The 17,353-nt window shown below is 61.6% G+C and carries 15 protein-coding genes, 1 tRNA gene and 1 pseudogene; 6 read left to right on the plus strand and 11 right to left on the minus strand.

Features of this window, described 5'->3' with window-relative positions; genetic code table 11:
* Nucleotides 1-219: hypothetical protein (locus Y708_RS30455; protein ID WP_216699789.1), on the minus strand; the 219-nt coding region annotated here is incomplete at its 3' end.
* Nucleotides 220-684: 465 nt separating this feature from the next.
* Here Y708_RS30455 and Y708_RS0112045 point away from each other — a divergent pair.
* Nucleotides 685-758, plus strand: a tRNA-Met gene (locus tag Y708_RS0112045).
* A 65-nt stretch (nt 759-823) separates the two neighbouring features.
* Here the strand turns inward: Y708_RS0112045 and Y708_RS31070 are convergent.
* Nucleotides 824-1,084: a PI-PLC domain-containing protein gene (locus Y708_RS31070; protein ID WP_028280131.1), complete on the minus strand. Its 261-nt coding sequence runs from the start codon at nt 1,082-1,084 to the stop codon at nt 824-826.
* A 132-nt stretch (nt 1,085-1,216) separates the two neighbouring features.
* On the opposite strand from Y708_RS31070, the pseudogene Y708_RS0112060 reads away from it, so the two are divergent.
* The 3 genes and pseudogenes from Y708_RS0112060 to Y708_RS0112075 form a co-directional block, all read left to right on the plus strand.
* A pseudogene (locus Y708_RS0112060) lies at nt 1,217-1,810 on the plus strand (DUF3387 domain-containing protein); the annotation flags it as partial.
* A gap of 2 nt (nt 1,811-1,812) precedes the next feature.
* A complete protein-coding gene (locus Y708_RS0112070; RefSeq protein WP_028280133.1) occupies nt 1,813-2,838 on the plus strand; it encodes a GTP pyrophosphokinase in 1,026 nt (341 codons plus the stop codon).
* A 208-nt stretch (nt 2,839-3,046) separates the two neighbouring features.
* Nucleotides 3,047-4,630, plus strand: coding sequence for an HNH endonuclease signature motif containing protein (locus Y708_RS0112075; RefSeq protein WP_081746740.1), 1,584 nt, complete (start codon nt 3,047-3,049; stop codon nt 4,628-4,630).
* Nucleotides 4,631-4,786: 156 nt separating this feature from the next.
* Here the strand turns inward: Y708_RS0112075 and Y708_RS0112080 are convergent, their stop codons facing one another.
* The 7 genes from Y708_RS0112080 to Y708_RS0112110 form a co-directional block, all read right to left on the minus strand.
* Nucleotides 4,787-7,855, minus strand: a complete 3,069-nt coding sequence (locus Y708_RS0112080) for an alpha-mannosidase (protein WP_028280135.1) — start codon at nt 7,853-7,855, stop codon at nt 4,787-4,789.
* A 4-nt stretch (nt 7,856-7,859) separates the two neighbouring features.
* The gene (locus Y708_RS0112085) at nt 7,860-8,723 is read right to left on the minus strand and encodes a carbohydrate ABC transporter permease (protein WP_028280136.1); all 864 of its coding nucleotides are present in this window, start codon (nt 8,721-8,723) and stop codon (nt 7,860-7,862) included.
* Nucleotides 8,720-9,568 (minus strand): carbohydrate ABC transporter permease, encoded by an 849-nt coding sequence (locus tag Y708_RS0112090; RefSeq protein ID WP_028280137.1) that lies wholly within the window; start codon nt 9,566-9,568, stop codon nt 8,720-8,722. The genes Y708_RS0112085 and Y708_RS0112090 overlap by 4 nt, the downstream gene beginning before the upstream one ends.
* A gap of 126 nt (nt 9,569-9,694) precedes the next feature.
* Nucleotides 9,695-11,053 (minus strand): extracellular solute-binding protein, encoded by a 1,359-nt coding sequence (locus Y708_RS0112095; RefSeq protein WP_028280138.1) that lies wholly within the window; start codon nt 11,051-11,053, stop codon nt 9,695-9,697.
* A 103-nt stretch (nt 11,054-11,156) separates the two neighbouring features.
* Nucleotides 11,157-11,942 carry a class I SAM-dependent methyltransferase gene (locus tag Y708_RS0112100; RefSeq protein ID WP_028280139.1) on the minus strand — a complete coding sequence of 262 codons (786 nt, stop codon included), beginning with the start codon at nt 11,940-11,942 and terminating at the stop codon, nt 11,157-11,159.
* A 34-nt stretch (nt 11,943-11,976) separates the two neighbouring features.
* Nucleotides 11,977-13,533: a putative bifunctional diguanylate cyclase/phosphodiesterase gene (locus tag Y708_RS24660; RefSeq protein ID WP_081746744.1), complete on the minus strand. Its 1,557-nt coding sequence runs from the start codon at nt 13,531-13,533 to the stop codon at nt 11,977-11,979.
* Nucleotides 13,534-13,908, minus strand: a complete 375-nt coding sequence (locus tag Y708_RS0112110) for a DUF7793 family protein (RefSeq protein WP_051478946.1) — start codon at nt 13,906-13,908, stop codon at nt 13,534-13,536. It abuts the gene before it with no gap.
* A 184-nt stretch (nt 13,909-14,092) separates the two neighbouring features.
* On the opposite strand from Y708_RS0112110, the gene Y708_RS0112115 reads away from it, so the two are divergent.
* A complete protein-coding gene (locus tag Y708_RS0112115; protein WP_035776177.1) occupies nt 14,093-15,742 on the plus strand; it encodes an ATP-binding response regulator in 1,650 nt (549 codons plus the stop codon).
* Nucleotides 15,743-15,751: 9 nt separating this feature from the next.
* On the opposite strand, the gene Y708_RS0112120 is transcribed toward Y708_RS0112115, so the two are convergent.
* Nucleotides 15,752-16,195, minus strand: coding sequence for a hypothetical protein (locus Y708_RS0112120; RefSeq protein WP_028280142.1), 444 nt, complete (start codon nt 16,193-16,195; stop codon nt 15,752-15,754).
* Between the two features lie 104 nt (nt 16,196-16,299).
* Here Y708_RS0112120 and Y708_RS0112125 point away from each other — a divergent pair, with 104 nt between their 5' ends.
* Nucleotides 16,300-17,040 carry a response regulator transcription factor gene (locus tag Y708_RS0112125; RefSeq protein ID WP_028280143.1) on the plus strand — a complete coding sequence of 247 codons (741 nt, stop codon included), beginning with the start codon at nt 16,300-16,302 and terminating at the stop codon, nt 17,038-17,040.
* Nucleotides 17,041-17,043: 3 nt separating this feature from the next.
* Here Y708_RS0112125 and Y708_RS29845 read toward each other — a convergent pair.
* On the minus strand, nt 17,044-17,353 hold a 310-nt coding region (locus Y708_RS29845), incomplete at its 5' end, for a hypothetical protein (RefSeq protein WP_035776179.1).

The raw sequence follows: 17,353 nt of genomic DNA on the forward strand, positions 1-17,353 counted from the left end.
CTCCTGATCCGACGCCGACTGACCCTGCGCCAACTCCTGATCCGACGCCGTCTGACCCTGCGCCGACCAACCCTGCGCCGACCAACCCTGCGCCGACTGACCCTGCGCCGACCAACCCTGCGCCGACTCCGACACCTGATCCGTCTCCGATTCCGGACCCGACGCTTGAGCCAACTCCTCTGCCTGATCCCACGCCGACGCCTGATCCAGAGCCGACACCCGATCCAGATCCCTCGCCGTCGCCAACTCCCGAACCAGAGCCAGCCCCTTCGCCGGATCCGACGCCAACCGAACCCGCGCCAACCGCACCAGCCCCGACCGAACCCACACCAACCGCAACGCTGACGGTGTGTGAGCCTGAACCCGGCGTTGCACCTGAGCCCGGTATGGAGCCTGTTGCTGAAGCGGTTGTGACACCGGAAACAGGAACGGCCACGGAACCGGAGCTTGTTGCGGACCCAGTAACCGGCGCCGTCGGGGAGCCGGTTCCAGCGACAGACTGCCTCTCTCCGGAACCCGTTCCCTCTGCAGAAACCGTTCCAGTGCCGCCGGCCCGCACACCTGAAACGTCGTCCGCCTCGGAAACAGGCGGCTAATCCGCTAGCTTCACCGAGAATCTCCGGACGACACCTCCGGGACACGATTCGTGTATCCGGCCCGCAGACGGTAGCGTAGACCTAACGCCGCGGGGTGGAGCAGTTCGGTAGCTCGCTGGGCTCATAACCCAGAGGTCATAGGTTCAAATCCTATCCCCGCAACTGACAAGAGGTTCCTGACCAGGCAATATGCTTGGTCAGGAACCTTTTTGCTTAGACGCCGACGCTTAGGATCGGGCCGTGAGGAATTCGTCGAGGGCTCTCAGGTCATCGGTGTTGATGTGGTTCACTCCAGCATTGTGCAGCTCGGTCCAGACAGCTTCCCGTGCCGCGCCCGGCGCATCCGGAGTGGCCCAGAATCGGACGCGGTACCCGGCGTCGTGCGCAGTGCTCACATATTCCTCCAGCTTGATGCGTTCCGCAGCCGGCATTGGCCCCACTCCCTGCCACGTAAACAACTGGGTCCAGTTGTTGCTGACCAGGGGCATCAGTCCTGCCGATATTCCGGACGTAAGGTCCGCGGCACGGCCGTCATAGAACCCGAAACGCTGCGTAGGTTGCTTCGCCGTCGCTCTTGATATCGATCAGCAGCTGGAATCCGCCCTCCCAACCCGGATACACAGGCGGCTGGGATGCCAAAGCCTTCCTTGGACGATCTGACGCCGGAGTTCATTTCCAAGACCAAGCAGGCACGGAATCCCCAGCTAGCGATCGAGGCGCTGCGCAAGCTGATCTCGGAGGAATCAGCCCGGACCACACGGAACAACGTGGTCCGTCAGCGGGCGTTCGCGGAACGGATTGCAGAGCTCATGAACAAGTACACCAACCAGCAGCTAACGTCGGCAGAGGTAATCGCTGAACTGGTGGAACTGGCCAAGGAAGGTGCTGCGGAGTCCGCACGTGGCTCACGCTTTTCTCCGCCGCTGAACAACGACGAGCTGGCGTACGATACGGTGGCTGACAACGAGTCGGCGGTGCAGGTTCAGGGCGAGGATACGCTCGCGAAGATTGCGTGGGAGCTGGTGGCGGTGATGCGGCGGGAGGTGCGGACCGATTGAACGGTGCGGGATGACGTTCGTGCGAAGCTGCGATCCTCGATCAAGCGGCTGCTCGTTAAGTATGACTACCCGCCGGGCAAGCAGCTAGGCGCCATAAAACTGGTGATGGAGCAGATGGAGTCGATGGCGCCTAGGTATGCGGAGGAAAGGAGCTGACCGTGGCGAAACATGACTGGGAATCGCATCACGCGCGGGTTAACGAATGGATGAAGGAGTATGCACACGATCAGGCGCAGCGGCATGCCGCGAAGGATTCCATTCGCTCTGCCCTGAAGGCCCGCTTGGACGACGACGGGCTCAACTATCACGCCGTCGATTGCCGTGTGAAGGAGAGCCCATCGCTTGAGTCGAAACTCCTCCGCCGTCAGGATGACGGTCATCCGAAGTATCCGGACGGCTTTTCCCAGATTGATGACGTGATCGGCGCACGGGTCATCACCTTCCTCGAGTCCGAGGTAACTCGGGCAATCGACTCCCTCACAGGTGCCTACAAGGTGATCGAGCGCGTAAATAAGACCGCGGAACAAAAGGAGAAAGGCGCGTTCGGATACTCCGGTCAGCACCTGATCCTGGAGATCGACCCGCAGAACACGCCCGGCGGATGCCACAACATCAAAGGTCAGCGCTCCGAAGTGCAGATCCGAACCATCCTGCAGCACGCCTGGGCCGAGTTTGAACATGATGTCCGCTACAAGAATGTCGGCACAGCCCCTCCGGAAATCAACCGGGCGTTCACCCTCGCCTCCGGACTAATCGAACTGGCCGGTGAACAGTTCGACATCATCAATGATGTTGTTGCCGCCCGCCAGGCTGAAGAAGTTTCCGTCCCGTCCGAACCATCAAGCGATCCGCTCACAGGCGAAGTGCTCCAGGCTCTGCTGGAAGGCATCCTTCCCAACCACCCCCGAAGCCGGGCGGAGCACTACGAGTGGCTGAAAGACATCCTGCACGTAAACGGCGTCACCGAGGCAGCCGAAGCAACGGAACTATTTTCCCGAGCAGACTGGTCTCTCGTCTGGGAGAAAATCGAATACAAGATCCAGCCCGGCCACGTGCGCGCGGCGGATGATGTACTTCTTCACATCTTTACGGAGGATTACATCAAGCGCACCACGGGTGTCGGCGAGGACAACGGTCGCGCGGGCAAACTGCGGTACCGGCTGAAGAAGCTTCGGGGCAGATGACGAGCTTGAGATGCTGTCTTCCGGGATGACCACGAAGGTACCCGAGGAGGAGGCCAGGATGGTTCTCACAAGGAGACTCCGACCTCCGCGACAGACAATCCCCTGCTGAACAATGTCGGTGGTCTAACCCCCAGTGTTCGCTGTGGGCATAACGCGCTCGCATCTATATTCGGGCAATAATGTCAGAGCCGGATGATGGACTGTAGGCATGGATGAAACAGGGGTCACAACGGAAGAACACGTCGGACCCGACGGCGCAGTCAACTGGTGCACGTGTCGACGCGGGCGGTTCTGCAACGGGTTGTTTTGTCCCGGCCCGCGGTCTTATGAGAATGGCTTCGCCCTCGATTCGTCCGTGGATGAGGATGAGCGGGCACGCGTTGAGACAGCGGGGCCGGAAGCGCTGGTGAGATTGCTTTCCAACCGGAATCCGTGGCTGCAGAGTTTACCTGACGCGCTCGATTTGTTGCGGGCCGCGGACCGTCTGGGCTCGTGGCTCGCGGCCCAGCAGGCGGCGCTGACCGCGCAGATCTATCACCAAGTGGACGGCCACGAAGCGTCACGGACAGGGCAGGCACGCCCAGGCTTGAGTTTCACCCTGGCCGCTGAAGAGATAGCGCCGCTCCTGCGGGTCCCGGGACGCACGGCCCACCGGATGCTCGGCGAGGCGCTGCGGCTCAGCGAGGACCTGCCCGCCACTTGGGAAGCGCTTGAGGCCGGGAAACTTAGTCCCGCCCAGGTGCAAGTGATCGTGGAGCAGTCCGGATCCGTCCCAGTGGAAGCCGTGCCCGACTTTGAAGAGCAGGTCCTCACAACCGCGGCCGCCTTGACCCGCCCAAAACTCGCGCTACGCTGCAGACGCCTGCGGGAGGAACTGCACCCGGAGTCGATCATCTCTCGAAAGGCGACGGCAATGAAGGACCGCAGCGTCACGGTGGCACCGGAGCAGGACGGGATGGCCTGGCTCGGAGCCTATCTTCCTGCCGAGCAGGCACTGGGAATCTACAACCGGGTGGACGCTGCGGCACGGGCCCTGCAGTCCCCGGAGGAGTCCCGTAACCTGTCCCAGCTCCGCGCCGATGTCTTCGCCGACGTCCTCACCCACACCTGCGCCGGAGACCCGAAGAACGGCACCGGTTTCCGCGGAGTCGGCGCCACCGTATACGTCACCGTCCCGGCGATGACTCTACTGGGACACCGGAGGGAATGCTGGCAGAACCCCTCGCATGGTGCCGGCAACGGCGCCCCAGGCGCAGGCGCAGACGCGGGCGCGGGTGTAGGCGCGGGTGTAGGCGCGGGCGCGGGCGTAGACACTAGTGCTGCGTGCGGCTGCAGTGATGTGGACGGCGCGCCCGATCTGGACGGCTGCTCGCCCGGACTTCTGGATGGCTACGGCCCCATCGACCCGGAGACCGCCCGTAACCTTGCCGGACACGCACCGAGTTTCACCAGGATCCTCGTCCACCCCGAAACCGGGGCCGTGCTCAGCGTCGGACGGGACACCTACCGACCGCCAAAGCACCTGCAGGACTGGGTGAGAATCACCAACCCCACCTGCATCCATCCCGGCTGCAACCGGTCATCACGGATCAGCGACATTGACCACACCACACCCTGGGCATCCGGTGGCCACACGGCGTTATCCAACCTCAAACCCAGGTGCGGGCTGCATCATATGCTCAAAACCGAAGGGATCTGGCCCACCGAAAAAACACCCGACGGGCCGCTCAACATCATCTCGCTGGCAGGGAAAACCTACACCACGCTGCCCGAACCATCGCCACCCTTCTGACGTATGTGGGCTTGCAAAGGTCATGTCCCGCTCCGATCCCGCTGCCCTTGAGTTTTGGCGCGCTCACCGCCAGCCGCCACCGCGTCACATCGCTTGACGCTCCGCGAAGCAGTGGCGGACTAATCTCGGTTGGCACGGGTCAGGAAGGACCTGTCGCTACCCGTCCACCGCGAACCGCAGGGTCACCAACTGGAACGGCCGCAGGCTCAGCGAAAGCGAAAGCCCGCCCTCGGACGCCGTGAGGAAGTCTGCGGAAACCTTCCGCTCCAGCAGGTCCGTCGCCACCACGGAATCGAATGAGAACGACGGCGACACCACCGCCGACGCCCGGCCCCCAAACGCCTCGTACAGCCGCACAATCACATCGCCGCTCCGGTCCTCCGCCAGCTTCACAGCCTCGACAACCACGGCCAGGTTATCAAGGGAAACCAGCGGCTCAACCGACGTAGCACCCACCCCGGACAGCGAGCGCAGCGGGAGGTTCAGCCGATAGCCGGACGCCACAGCCTCGGGAATGCCCGACGACGGCCGAAGAGAAAACTCAAAGTTGTGCGACCCCTGGTCCGCCTCCGGATCCGGGAACAACGGCCCGCGGAGCAGCGAAGCCCGCACCAGTGTGCAGGAGCCACCCGAGGGTGTCGCAACTCGGGAAATGTCATGGCCGTAGGTGGAGTCGTTTGCAACGGCCACACCGAAAGCAGTCTCCCCTACGTGGACCCAGCGGTGCGCAACGGTCTCGAATCGGGCGGCATCCCAAGAGGTGTTGGTGTGCGTGGGGCGGTGAATGTGGCCAAACTGGATCTCGGATGCGGCACGGTCCGCGAGCATATCCACCGGGAATGCCAGCTTCAACAGCTTCTGCTGCTCATGCCAGTCCACTTCCACGGCGATGTTCACCGCCGAGCCGTCGCCGCTCAGCGAGATTCGCTGCACCAACCGCGACTTCCCAAACTGCCGTTCAACCCGTAGCACCGAGCCCACCGCATCCACCGATGCGGCCTCCGTCAACTCGACCACATTGAACTTATAGTGCTCATCGATATCCCAGGCGTCCCACTGATTGGGCGTATCCCGGAACAGCTGGAACACATTTCCGGGCATGTCCGCCGGAAGGACTTCGCGGCCAGAGGAAAGGGAGACCAAGGACGTAAACAGCCCATTCTCATCAACGGTCAACCGCAGTGCCGGGCTGGAGAACGCCCAGGAGGAACCGTCACGGGTCAAGTCGTAGGACACAGTATTCACAGCGCCCCCGCCAAGGCCCGGCACTCCATCCACCGCAAACGGTCCGGCGTTCAATGCCACAGACGAGGAGCCTGAGCCAAGCAGCGCGCGCAGGGCTGCATCGATCAGTGCCGAAAGCGAGGACGCAACCTCGGCGTAGTTGCGCTCCGCTTCCTCATGAACCCAGGCAATCGAGGATCCCGGGAGAATGTCATGGAACTGCTGCAGCAGCACTGTGTGCCAGGCGGCCTCAAGCGTGTCGTGCGGGTACTGGAAATCCGTACGGAGGGCAGCAACGCTGCACCACAGTTCCGCCTCGCGCAGCAGATGCTCGGACCGCCGGTTTCCCTTTTTGGTGCGTGCCTGGGATGTATAGGTTCCGCGGTGGAACTCCAAATACAGTTCCCCGGACCACACCGGCGCAGACGAGTACTCGGCCGACGCCGTCTCAAAGAACCGCGACGGCGAAGACAGCGTCACCGCCGGCGATCCCTCCAACGAGGAAATCCTTGCCGCGGCCGCCAACATTTCCCGGGTAGGTCCGCCGCCTCCGTCGCCCCAGCCAAACGGAACCAGCGACGTGTTGGCGGCGCCCTTCTCCCGATAGGTCCGCTGCGCATGCGCAAGCTCGCCGCCCGAGAGGTCAGAGTTGTAGGTATCCACCGGAGGAAAATGCGTGAAAACCTGTGTTCCGTCAATGCCCTCCCAACGGAACGAATGGTGTGGGAACAGATTGGTTTCGTTCCAGGAGATCTTCTGCGTGAGGAACCAGCGGGAACCGGCCGCCTGAACAATCTGCGGCAATGCGGCGGAGTAGCCAAAGGAATCCGGCAGCCACACGTCCAGCGGCTCCACACCAAAGTTCTCCAGGAAGAACCGCTTACCGGCAACAAACTGACGCGCCAGCGCTTCGCCTCCGGGCATGTTGGTATCGGACTCCACCCACATGCCGCCCGCCGGCACAAACTGGCCGGACCGAACCTTCTCCGCAACCCGTTCAAACAAATCCGGGTAATAGGAGCGAAGCCACGCGTACTGCTGCGCCGAGGACGCCGTAAACACAAAGCCCGGGTCACGGTCCATCAACTCCAACACGTTGGAGAAGGTCCGCGCCACTTTCCGCACAGTCTCGCGCACCGGCCACAACCAGGCGCTGTCGATGTGGGCATGGCCGACGGCGTGCATCCGGTGCGCACTCGCATACGCCGGTGCGGCCAGGACTTCCGCCAGGCAGGCGCGTCCCGCCGCGGCGGTTCCGGCGACGTCGGACGGGTCGACGGCGTTGACCGCCGCCTCCAACGCACGCAGGATCTCATGACGCCGCGGAAGCTCAACGGGCAGCTCGTGCATGAGCCCGTTCAAGGTCCAGAAATCCTGGCCAAGCTCCCACGCCTGCACGTCGAAGAGCGCCAGCTCCGCCCGGCGGAACGTGTATAGCGGGTCCGATCTGGCCGTGGACAGCGACCCAAGCGCCGTGGGTGCGTAGTCAAAACCGTCAATCACGTTCGGATTGGATGCAGCCTCCACATAAAACTCAAAGGATGAACCCGGAACCGCGGTCAACGGAACCCACACATTGAGTGGTTCCAGCGCCTTGATCACCCGGCCTGCAGAGGAGTAGACGAGCCCCTCGGCTTGGAACCCGGGCATCGTCGTCGTAAATCCCAAGTCCACCACTGCTTCCAGGCGATGGGACGCGGCGGAGGCACCGCCGTCGTCGTGCGTGGCCGTTGAGACGGACCCGGCCAGGGAGGATGCCCACTCCTCCGGCACCGTGCCCGAAACCCGGAACCAGGTGGTCCCCCACGGCCTGCCCCACGCGGACCCCGTTGCACAAGGAGAGAAGACCCCCGCAACAGCCTCAGAAAACGGAACCGGTTCCCCCGGCGCCTCCCACGACGATACTGAGAGAGGCACGCGCACCGGCCAGACCGCGGGCGTGAGCCGCTCGGCCATGAACCTCTTGATGCGCGCTTCAACAAGCAGCCGGTTGTTGTGCATGGACCTAACCTTTCATGGCGCCGGACATGGCGAAGGAGCCGCCAAATCCGCGCGAAACAATGATGTACAGAAGAATCACGGGCATCGAATAGAGGATGGAGAAGGCCGCCAGCTCGCCGTACGCCACCGTGCCGAACTGTCCGAAGAAGCGGAAAATGCTCACCGCTGCCGGTTGGTTGTCCAGCGAGAACAGCAGGATAAACGGGACAAAGAAGTTCCCCCAGGCCTGGATAAACACAAAGATGAAGACGACGCCAAGACCGGGCCGCATCAACGGCACCACGATGTACCACAACGCCTTCATTGACGACGCGCCGTCCATCCACGCTGCCTCCTCCAGCGAAATGGGTACCGAATCCATAAAGTTCTTGGTCATCCAGATAGCCATTGGCAGGAAGGTCGCGGCCATGAAGAACGTAGTCGATGCCAAGGAATCCAACAGGTTCAACTGCACAAACAGGCTGTAGACGGGAACCATGATTGCGGTGATCGGCAGGCAGGTTCCAAACAGCACCGTGTACATGAACGGTCTGTTGAAGCGCATATTGAACCGGGACAGCGGGTACGCCGCGAGCACCGCAGCCACTACCGTGAGGAGCGCCGATCCACCGGACAGAATCACGCTGTTCCAGAGCGGAAGCAGTGTCTGTTCCACGGTGAGAATGGCCGCGAAATTGTTAAACGAGAACGACGCCGGCAGCTGGGTTTCGTAGCTGGCGTCCGGATCGAGGGACGCGAGCACCAGCCAGCTCAGCGGCACCAGAAAGCACAGCGCGAGCAGGATCAGGACCCCGTTGGAGAAGATGCCCGCGATGTGCCGGCGGCCCGAGGAAACGGAGGAGACGGAGCGAACAGCAGCCGTGCTCATGGCTCTTTCCTCTCCCGCAGCAACCGGATGTACGCCAGGGAGAAGGCCGCGCCGATGATCAGCATCACCACGGCGATCGCCGTTCCGTAGCCAATGTCGCTGTAACGGAAGGCCTCCTCGTACGCCATGATCGGCAGCGTGGTGCTTCGGTTGGTGGGCCCGCCAGCGGTCATCACGTAAATCAGCGTGAACACGGCCAGCGTCTGGAGCGTGATGAGCATCAGGTTGGTGGCGATGCTGCGCCGGATCATGGGCACTGTCACGAACACCAACCGCTTGACCCCTCCTGCGCCGTCGATCTCCGCCGCCTCCGTTATTTCCCGCGGCACATCATTGAGCGCCGCCTGGTACACCATCATGGAGAACGCCGTACCCCGCCAGATGTTGGCCAGGATGATCGCGAGCATCGGCTGCTCAAACAGCCAGTCCACTGCCGGCAGCCCGGCAAATCCAGTCAGCTGGTTCAGGGTGCCGTCGCGGAAGAAAAACGCATATGCCACAAAGGCGGCAACTATTTCGGGAAGCACCCAGGCGGCTACCACACAGGTCCCGACGACGGCGGCTACCGTCTTGTGTGCCTGCTGCATCAGCAGCGCGAGCCCTAAGCCCAGGAAGTTCTGACCGATGACCGCAGAGACAAGCACAAAGACCACAGTCAAGAGGAGCGACTGCGGAAACAGCGGGTCGGAGAAGAGATTCAGATAATTATCGAACCCTATCCATTCAGGGTTCTGCGCGTTTGCACCCGTCAGTGCCGCATTGGTGAAGGACCCGTAAAAAGACCACGCGATGGGGCCGACCAGGAACACCCCGATCAGGATGATCGCCGGCGCCAACGGCAGCAGCCGAAGCGCTGATCCCCTGGAGCGGGAGAGCCGTCCGTTCCTCTCCCGCTCCTGCCTGTTTGCCCCGCGGCCCGGTCCGCCCTCCGAAGACTCCGGGCCGCGGGAAGTCACTGTTGAAGAAATAACCTATTCCTCCACCACATTCTCGTCTCCCACAATTGACCGCAGGGTATCGTCATAGGTTGCTGCCGCATCCGCCGGTGACGTATCCCCCGCGATGACGGCCTCGGTGGCTTCCTGCACAGCAGTGGAAATTTCGGCGTACTCGGCAGTTGCCGGCCGGTAATTTGTCACATCCAACACAGCCGAGACATCCTCAATGAACGGATTGGCTTCAAGATAGGACGGGTCCTCGGCAATGTCGGTCCGCACGGCAATCTGTGAATTGTCCACGGTGTACTCGAGGAGATTTTCCTGGCCCATGGCCATGGTGAGGAACTCGAAGGCGAGGTCGGGGTTTTCCGTTCCCGCGCCAACGGCCAATGTCCAGCCGCCGGACATGCTGACCGCTCCGGGTTCCTGACCGTTCTGGGTGGGGAACGGGGCAACGCCCATCACCTCGCCGTATTCGGCCCACTCAAACTGTCCACCTTCCTGCCAGAACGACGGCGCGTAGGAACCTTCCACGGTCCCGCCCATGGAGTTCTCCGGAAGCAGTGTGCCCACTACGGTCTGCCAGACGTTGGGATCCAACGCCTCGGCCGGGGTGACTGCCAACTCCTCCTGGTAGAGCGTCTGCAGGAAGGTCAGCGAGTCAACAAAGCCCTGTGATGCGGCAATCCACTTCTGCTGCTCCTCGTCATAGAGACCGCCGCTCCCGGTGCCGTAGAGCAGTTCGTAGAAGCTCTGCATGACAGTGCCCTCGCCCGTCCCGGTTCCTGCGTACATACTGAAGGGCACTGAATCCGGTTGCGAGTCCTTGACGCTCCGCGCCATCTCCAGGATGTCCTCCCAGGTTTCGGGAGCCCACGGAACCTCCACGCCGGCCTCTTCGAGAACAGTCTTGTTGTACCAGATGACCCGGGTGTCGGTGCCAAGCGGCACTGCGTAGGTGCCGCCGTCGTCGGCCTTTCCAGCTTCCTTGGCCGCATCATTAAAGCTGCTCCAGTCCTCCCAGCCTGAGAGGTACTCATCAAGGGGCAGGAGGTAGCCGGCATCCACATCGGAGCGCAGGCGGAAGGTGTCCTCGTAAAAGACATCGGGAGCCGTGTCCGGCGAGCGCTGGGAGAGGGCGAGGCGCGTGTTGTAATCCTCGTCGGTGCCCTCAACAGGTTCCAGTTCCACCGTGACGCCCTCATTGGCGGCCTCGAACTGTTCCTTGGTGGTCTGCATCAGGGTGTCCAGCGGCGACACGTCGCCGGCTTTCTGGTAGATGATGCGCAGGGTATTGGCATCTGCGCCGTCCCCGCCCTCCGCGGAACAGCCGGTCAGGGCAAGAGCCCCGACCGCGATGACGGCGAGGAAGGACTTGGTGGAGCCGCGCATGGTTCTCCTTTGATCCAGGGGCGTGATGCGGTGCTCGTGGCGCATGCAATACGGCAATAGTACATCGAATGGATTTAATCGACAATGGGTCGAATTGAGGTGGTTAAGGAGTGGGCTCCAGAACGGCAAAATAGCCCGGGATCCGCTCCGGAATTCCCGCCCGCTGCAGAGGGACAGTTTCAATGGTGGCGGATCCTTCTTCAAGGACCGTCCACTCCGACTGGTCAAAGGTCTCCTGCCGCTCCTGCAGCCCAAAATGCCCTGGCTTGGGCAGCCCCCCAATCGCCAATTTCAGCGGCGCGGGGATATTTCCTGCTGTTCCCCCGAGATGGTCGATATAGGCCAGGCCATCGCCCCGGAAATCAGTCTCGACCAGGAACACTCTGCCGCGGCTGCCCACGAGGGACCGGAGGTTTTGTGCGAGGGCAATTCTCGATGCCGGGTTGAGGACGTGAAAGACACCCCGGACAAACACATTGGCGTCACCCAGGGTCCGGGCGAGTTCAGCGCCGATGCCCGGCGCAGTGAAGTCCGCAACGTGGAACTGCGTACCGGGCTGCGCCGAGGCCTGAGCCTGCGCGATAGCGTTCGCGGAGACGTCCACCCCAACAACGCGCGGAAAGTGATTCACGAGGAGGTTGGTGTAGCGGCCGTGCCCGCACCCAACGTCAACCAGCGGGAGGTGGCCATCCAGAAACTGCCGAAGGGTGTCCAGGTAGCCCGCCAGTTCGTGGTCCGTTCCTGCATCCCACAAGACATCCCCTTCAACTCCGGAACTCTGGATTTTCCCCCAGTACCGATCCCAGGCCACATGCCGGTCCCGGGGAACTTTTGCCGAGAGTTTGATGATGGATGGGAGCAGGAGAAACTTCTTTAAGGACGATGCCACCACACAAATATAAGCACGGCGTTCCCCTAAGGTTTCACTCCGTGCCCATGTTTGTGCGACCCGGCCGCGGATCAATGGAATCAATCAGGTGCTTATTCATTTTTTGTGCATCCATCGGGTGCCCAAAAAAGTACCCCTGGCCATACTCGCATCCCATCGCAACCAACAGTTCCACCTGCTCGGATGACTCAACTCCCTCCGCTACAGCAGCCATATCCGCGGATCCGATCAGCTGCAGCACCGCTGCGGTGAACCTCGCGCTCTTCTGGTCTCCGGCAATGCCGGCGATCAGGGACCTGTCCATTTTGACGCTGTCCGCGGGCAGATCGCGCAGATAACTGATGGAGGAGTAGCCGGTGCCAAAATCATCTATCTCAATACCGACGCCCAGATCGCGAAGGCCACGGAGGTTGGCCAGGCTGGCCCCCCGGTCAGTCATCAGCGTGGTCTCGGTGATCTCGAGAATAAGCCGGCCCGGCTCCACGTCATACTTGGTGAGCATCTGGTCAACATGTTCCACCAGATCGGGGTCGCGGGTTTCGGCTGCCGAGAGGTTGACCCGCACCGCGAAAGGTTTTTCGCCGATGATCGCGCGCCAATGGACAAACTGCGACATCACGGCCTCAATCATCCACCCGCCAATCTCCGAGATGATCCCACTTTCCTCCGCGAGATCCAGAAACTCGGACGGCAGCAACAGCCCCCTGCTGGGATGCATCCAACGGACCAGAGCCTCGGCGCCTACCAGAGCGCCGCTGGCGAGCGCAACCACGGGTTGATAGTGCACGGTCAATTCGCCCGACGCAACCGATCCCCGTAATTCCTCCAGCGTGGAGAGCCGTTGTTGAACAGCGTGCAGCATGGAGGATTCGAAGATCTGGACCACTCCACGGCCCCGGTTCTTTGCGGCATACATGGCCGTATCCGCATCCCGCATCATCTCCTCTGCTGTCCTGCCCGCTTCACCCTGCCGTACCCCGATGCTTGCATTCGTTCTGATGATTGTGTTGGCGACAAGCATCTCGGGGCGCAGCGTCTCAAGGACCCTGTGCGCAATGTCTTTAGCCTGCAGCGCCCCTGTCTGTGGCAGGAGGATGGCAAACTCATCGCCACCCAGTCGGGCCACGGTATCGGTGGAGCGCACCGCCGCTGCCAATCTGCGGGCTACTTCGATAAGGACTTCGTCGCCGGCGGAATGGCCCAGGCTGTCGTTTACCGACTTGAATCCGTCCAGGTCAAGGAAAAGCAAAGCCGGCGGTTTGGCCCCCGCAGCGGCCCCGTCATTCTCCTGGTCAATCCGTTGACTGAGCATTGTGCGGTTGGGCAGTCCCGTGAGGCCATCCGACATTGCCATGAGTTCAAGTTTGCCCTGTGCCTCCCGCAACAGGGCTGTGCGATCCTCCACGCGCTGCTCCAGCTCGTCATACATGACCTCAAGCTCTTCGGCCAGAAGATTCACCCCGCTGATTACCGCGTCGATCGAGTCCCGGGCGGGCGAAACCTCCAGCCGGGCAGAAAGGTCGCCGGAGGACAGGCGGACAATCCCCTCGACCAGGTTGTCGAGACGCTGATCGCTGAGTGCTTCCTCCACTCAGACCTCCCTCAGCCAGCTGGTGGCCAGCGGTTCCGACGTGAAGTACCGCGTAGGGCACGGGAGTTTACTCACTCCCAGGATGAAATTGGCAATGACCTTGTCCACATCGGACGCCCCCAACAATGCAATCCTGGAAGCGGAGCATGGAAGGCCAAACACGGCACGGGCTCCCCGGCTGACGGCCTTGGTGGTGGCCATATCCACCAACATGGGCCGGCTCACACCGTTGCACAGTTCGTTAACCTTGGTCATAGCGGTGCGTGCGTCCTGCTCCGAAATGGAGATTCCCCGTGCCCAGCGCAGACGCAGGATACTGTCCTCACCCAGTGACAGGGTGGCGTCTATCCCGCCAATATTGTGGTGGTTGGTCATTAGATCCCCATTCTGCAATTTGGACTACGACATGAGACCACCGGGTGTGAATTCGTAGCGCGGCCGCGTCCAGATCTACACCACCAGCATATGAGATAGACCACAGATAGACTCGACCTAGCAGCGCCCGTTTGATGATGGTCTGTTATTCACGCCGTATGGGGATATGGGTAGGGGTTTGGTCATGGGGGAAAGCGATCGCAAAACGGTCCTGGTGGTGGATTCAAACCCGGTGGCTCTTGCACTCGTGGCAGGGACCCTCGAGGATGCGGGCTTTGCGGTCATCTGCAGAACGGATGGTGAGTCTGCGAGGGAAGCCGCCATTCAAGTGGGCCCGGATCTGACGGTAGTGGACATGGGCACGGCCCTGGATCATTTGAAGCGGCCCCTGATGTCGCTGGAGCTGGAATCCCGGTTGAAGAATATCCCGGTAGTCCTGACCGCCACAGACCCGGCGCAGCTTCAGGAAAATCCGCTTCTTGCATTGAGCATGAGCGACTACTTGATCCACCCATTCAATCCGGCTGAACTGGTGCACCGGGCCCACGTTGCGATTCTTCGAAGCGAGTATCGGGCTGGCCAGCGGGCAGCGTCCCAGGCTTTGCGCGGGACGGTTCGGGAGATATCGGCCAGTATCAAGGGCACCCACGAACCCTGGACAATCGCGGGTCTGACCGCCGACGGGCTGGGCAAGGCCTTCGAACCTGACCACGTACAGCTGCTGTTCTTTGAAGACGAGCGCATCTCCTGCGAGCCCGCCCAGTGGAGCAGGAGCGCGAACATGCCCGCAGTTTCCTTCGAGGGAATTGAAGAAGAAACCCGGCTGCTTGCCCTCACCCTGTGGAGGACTGCAGAAATTGTTGCAGTGACCGACGGAATTGCGCACAACCTCCCACCAAATCTCCCCAACCTCGGGGAGCGGATTCGGCTGGCCGGCCTGACCGGGTTGGCGCTGCCCATCGGTGAAGGAGAGTCTGCGTTTGGCCTGCTCTGGCTGTCGACCGGCAGGCGGCGGCGTCCGTGGACGGCCACAGAGCTGTCGCTGCTCCAGCATCTGTTGGGAAACCTCGCCCACGGATTGATCCAGGGACAGCTCATCATCAGCCAGCAGCAGGTCATGGAGCGCCTGCGGGAGCTCGACGTTGCAAAGAGCCGCTTTGTGGCAACAGTGCATCATGAATTGCGCACACCCCTCGCGTCCATGCTTGGCTACCTTGAGTTGGTCCAGGACGGTTCCGGCGGGGACATTCCCGACGACGCCCGAAAGATGCTGGACGTCATCAAACGCAATACCGAACGGCTCAGCAGCATGACTGAGAATATCCTTGCCCTCTCCCGGCTTGACTCCGGTGTCTCCCATCCCACGGCGCCGGTTGATATCGGCGACGTGTTGCGCAGCGTTGCTTCAGTAATAGCCCCCATCGCCATGGCGAGAAACGTGAGCCTTGAGCAGATTCTCCCGGAGTCCAAACTCTTTGTCGACGGCGTGGAAGAGCTGCTGGAACGGGCTTTCATCAACATCGTTTCGAACGCCGTGAAGTTCACCCCGCCCGGCGGAGCAGTGGAGATATTTGCCCATGCCAACGCCGATGACGGAGGGGCTGTGACGGTTGAGGTCAAAGACACCGGGATAGGCATCCCGGCGGACGAGCTCAACCAGCTTTTCACCCGTTTCTACCGGGCGTCCAACTCCGTTGCGGAGGCAGTCCCTGGAACAGGTCTTGGTCTCACCATTGCCAAGGCTGCCGTGGAGAAGCACCGCGGTTCGCTGGGAGTCTCGTCCGTGCTGGGCGTTGGAACCACCGTCACCATTGACCTGCCGGGGCAGAAGTAGGACTCGCTTCTATGGGCAGGTGTACCGATACTCCGCCGGCGCACCGACCCAGGTCCCAACCCTCGCGCGAACGCTCAAAATCCAGGTCCCCCTGTCGCCCATGCTGCTGGTGAGGGTCACTCCGTTTTCGTTCGGTTGAAGAGTCGCAGCCTGGCCAACCACCCCTTCCGGATTGGTCAGCGTAAAAAGGTAACTGGTCGCTTTGTCCACCCGGGCGTAGCTGTTCACTGTCACAGATACATTTTTCCTGTTGGGATGGCAGGAGAGTACTGCGGAATCGATCGCAGATTTAGGAATCACGTAGGTTCCCACCGAGACCGACGCCGTCGAAGTAGTACTGAAGTCAGCCTGTGCCACGGCTGGCGCAGCCACAAAAACAGCTGCGAGCAGCACAGTCAAACCGGAGCGGCGCAGCAAAGGGCGCTCCTCTGAACGGTTGGTTGAAATTGCCACATCTCCAGTCTGCGTGAGTCATCTCAAGTCACTCCGCTGCAAAACATCAAGGATTCCTCAAGTTGTGGCGCACAGATCCAGATAAATCTGGCAGTGTACTAGTTATGTCTACCGATTCAGTTGTCCGCACCGCAGTGGTGGTGGAAGACGATGCCGATATCCGCGGTTTGCTCACACTCACGCTGTCCATGAACGGCTTCACCATTTTTGAAGCTGCCAATGGCAAGGACGGACTTGACCTGATCCGGGAACATCAGCCCGATCTGATTACCCTGGATCTCAATCTGCCGGACATCGACGGCATGGAAGTCTGCCGTCAGATACGGCCGCATACGGATGCCTACATCATTATGGTCACCGCCCGGGCCGAAGAAATCGATCAAGTGATCGGTCTGGAGATCGGCGCCGATGACTTCATCACCAAGCCATTCAGCCCCCGCGAAGTGCGGGCCAGAATCTCGGCGATGTTCCGGCGGCCCCGCCGCTCGGCCGAAGACCAGCCAGCTGCCCCGGCGACCGTCTCCGAGGAAGCCGACGCGGACGTCGTCGTGCATGGATCTTTGGCTGTTGACATTGAGGGGCGGGTTGCCAGCCTGCACGGCGAGGAACTGCCGCTGACCCGCATTGAGTTCGACCTGCTGGCCACGCTGATCTCAGGTCCGCGGCGCGTTTGGACCCGGGAAACCCTGCTCGCGAAGATCTGGGGCGAAGGCTGGACCAATGACCAGCATCTCGTGGAGGTCCACATCAGGAACCTGCGGAAGAAACTCGGCGAGGATACCCGGGAACCGCGGTTCATCAAAACGGTACGCGGTGTTGGCTACCGGCTGGTTCCGGTCAGCTAGGAGCTATCCGCCGTTTGGGAGGCTGGCCAGGAATGCGTCCGCTTCGCGGATAAGGATATCGAGGTGTCCACCAGCCGAATCGATGGTGTCCAGCATGGCAGTGGACACATACCCAAGCCGCGCCGCACCCACCATGACCGCACCCACGTTGACGCTCAACAGCACGTTGGATGCGCCGTGGATATCGCCGTGTTCAAGCCGACTGCCAAGATCCGCCAACCGCTGCGGAAGCAGACGTGCGAAGCCATCAAGGTATCGATGGGCGTCCTCCCTGCTGGGAAGTTCGTCAGCCAGTCCGTCGATGACGGCGGGG

This window comes from Arthrobacter sp. H5 (assembly GCF_000520595.1).
In the GTDB taxonomy this organism is placed as follows: domain Bacteria; phylum Actinomycetota; class Actinomycetes; order Actinomycetales; family Micrococcaceae; genus Arthrobacter_D.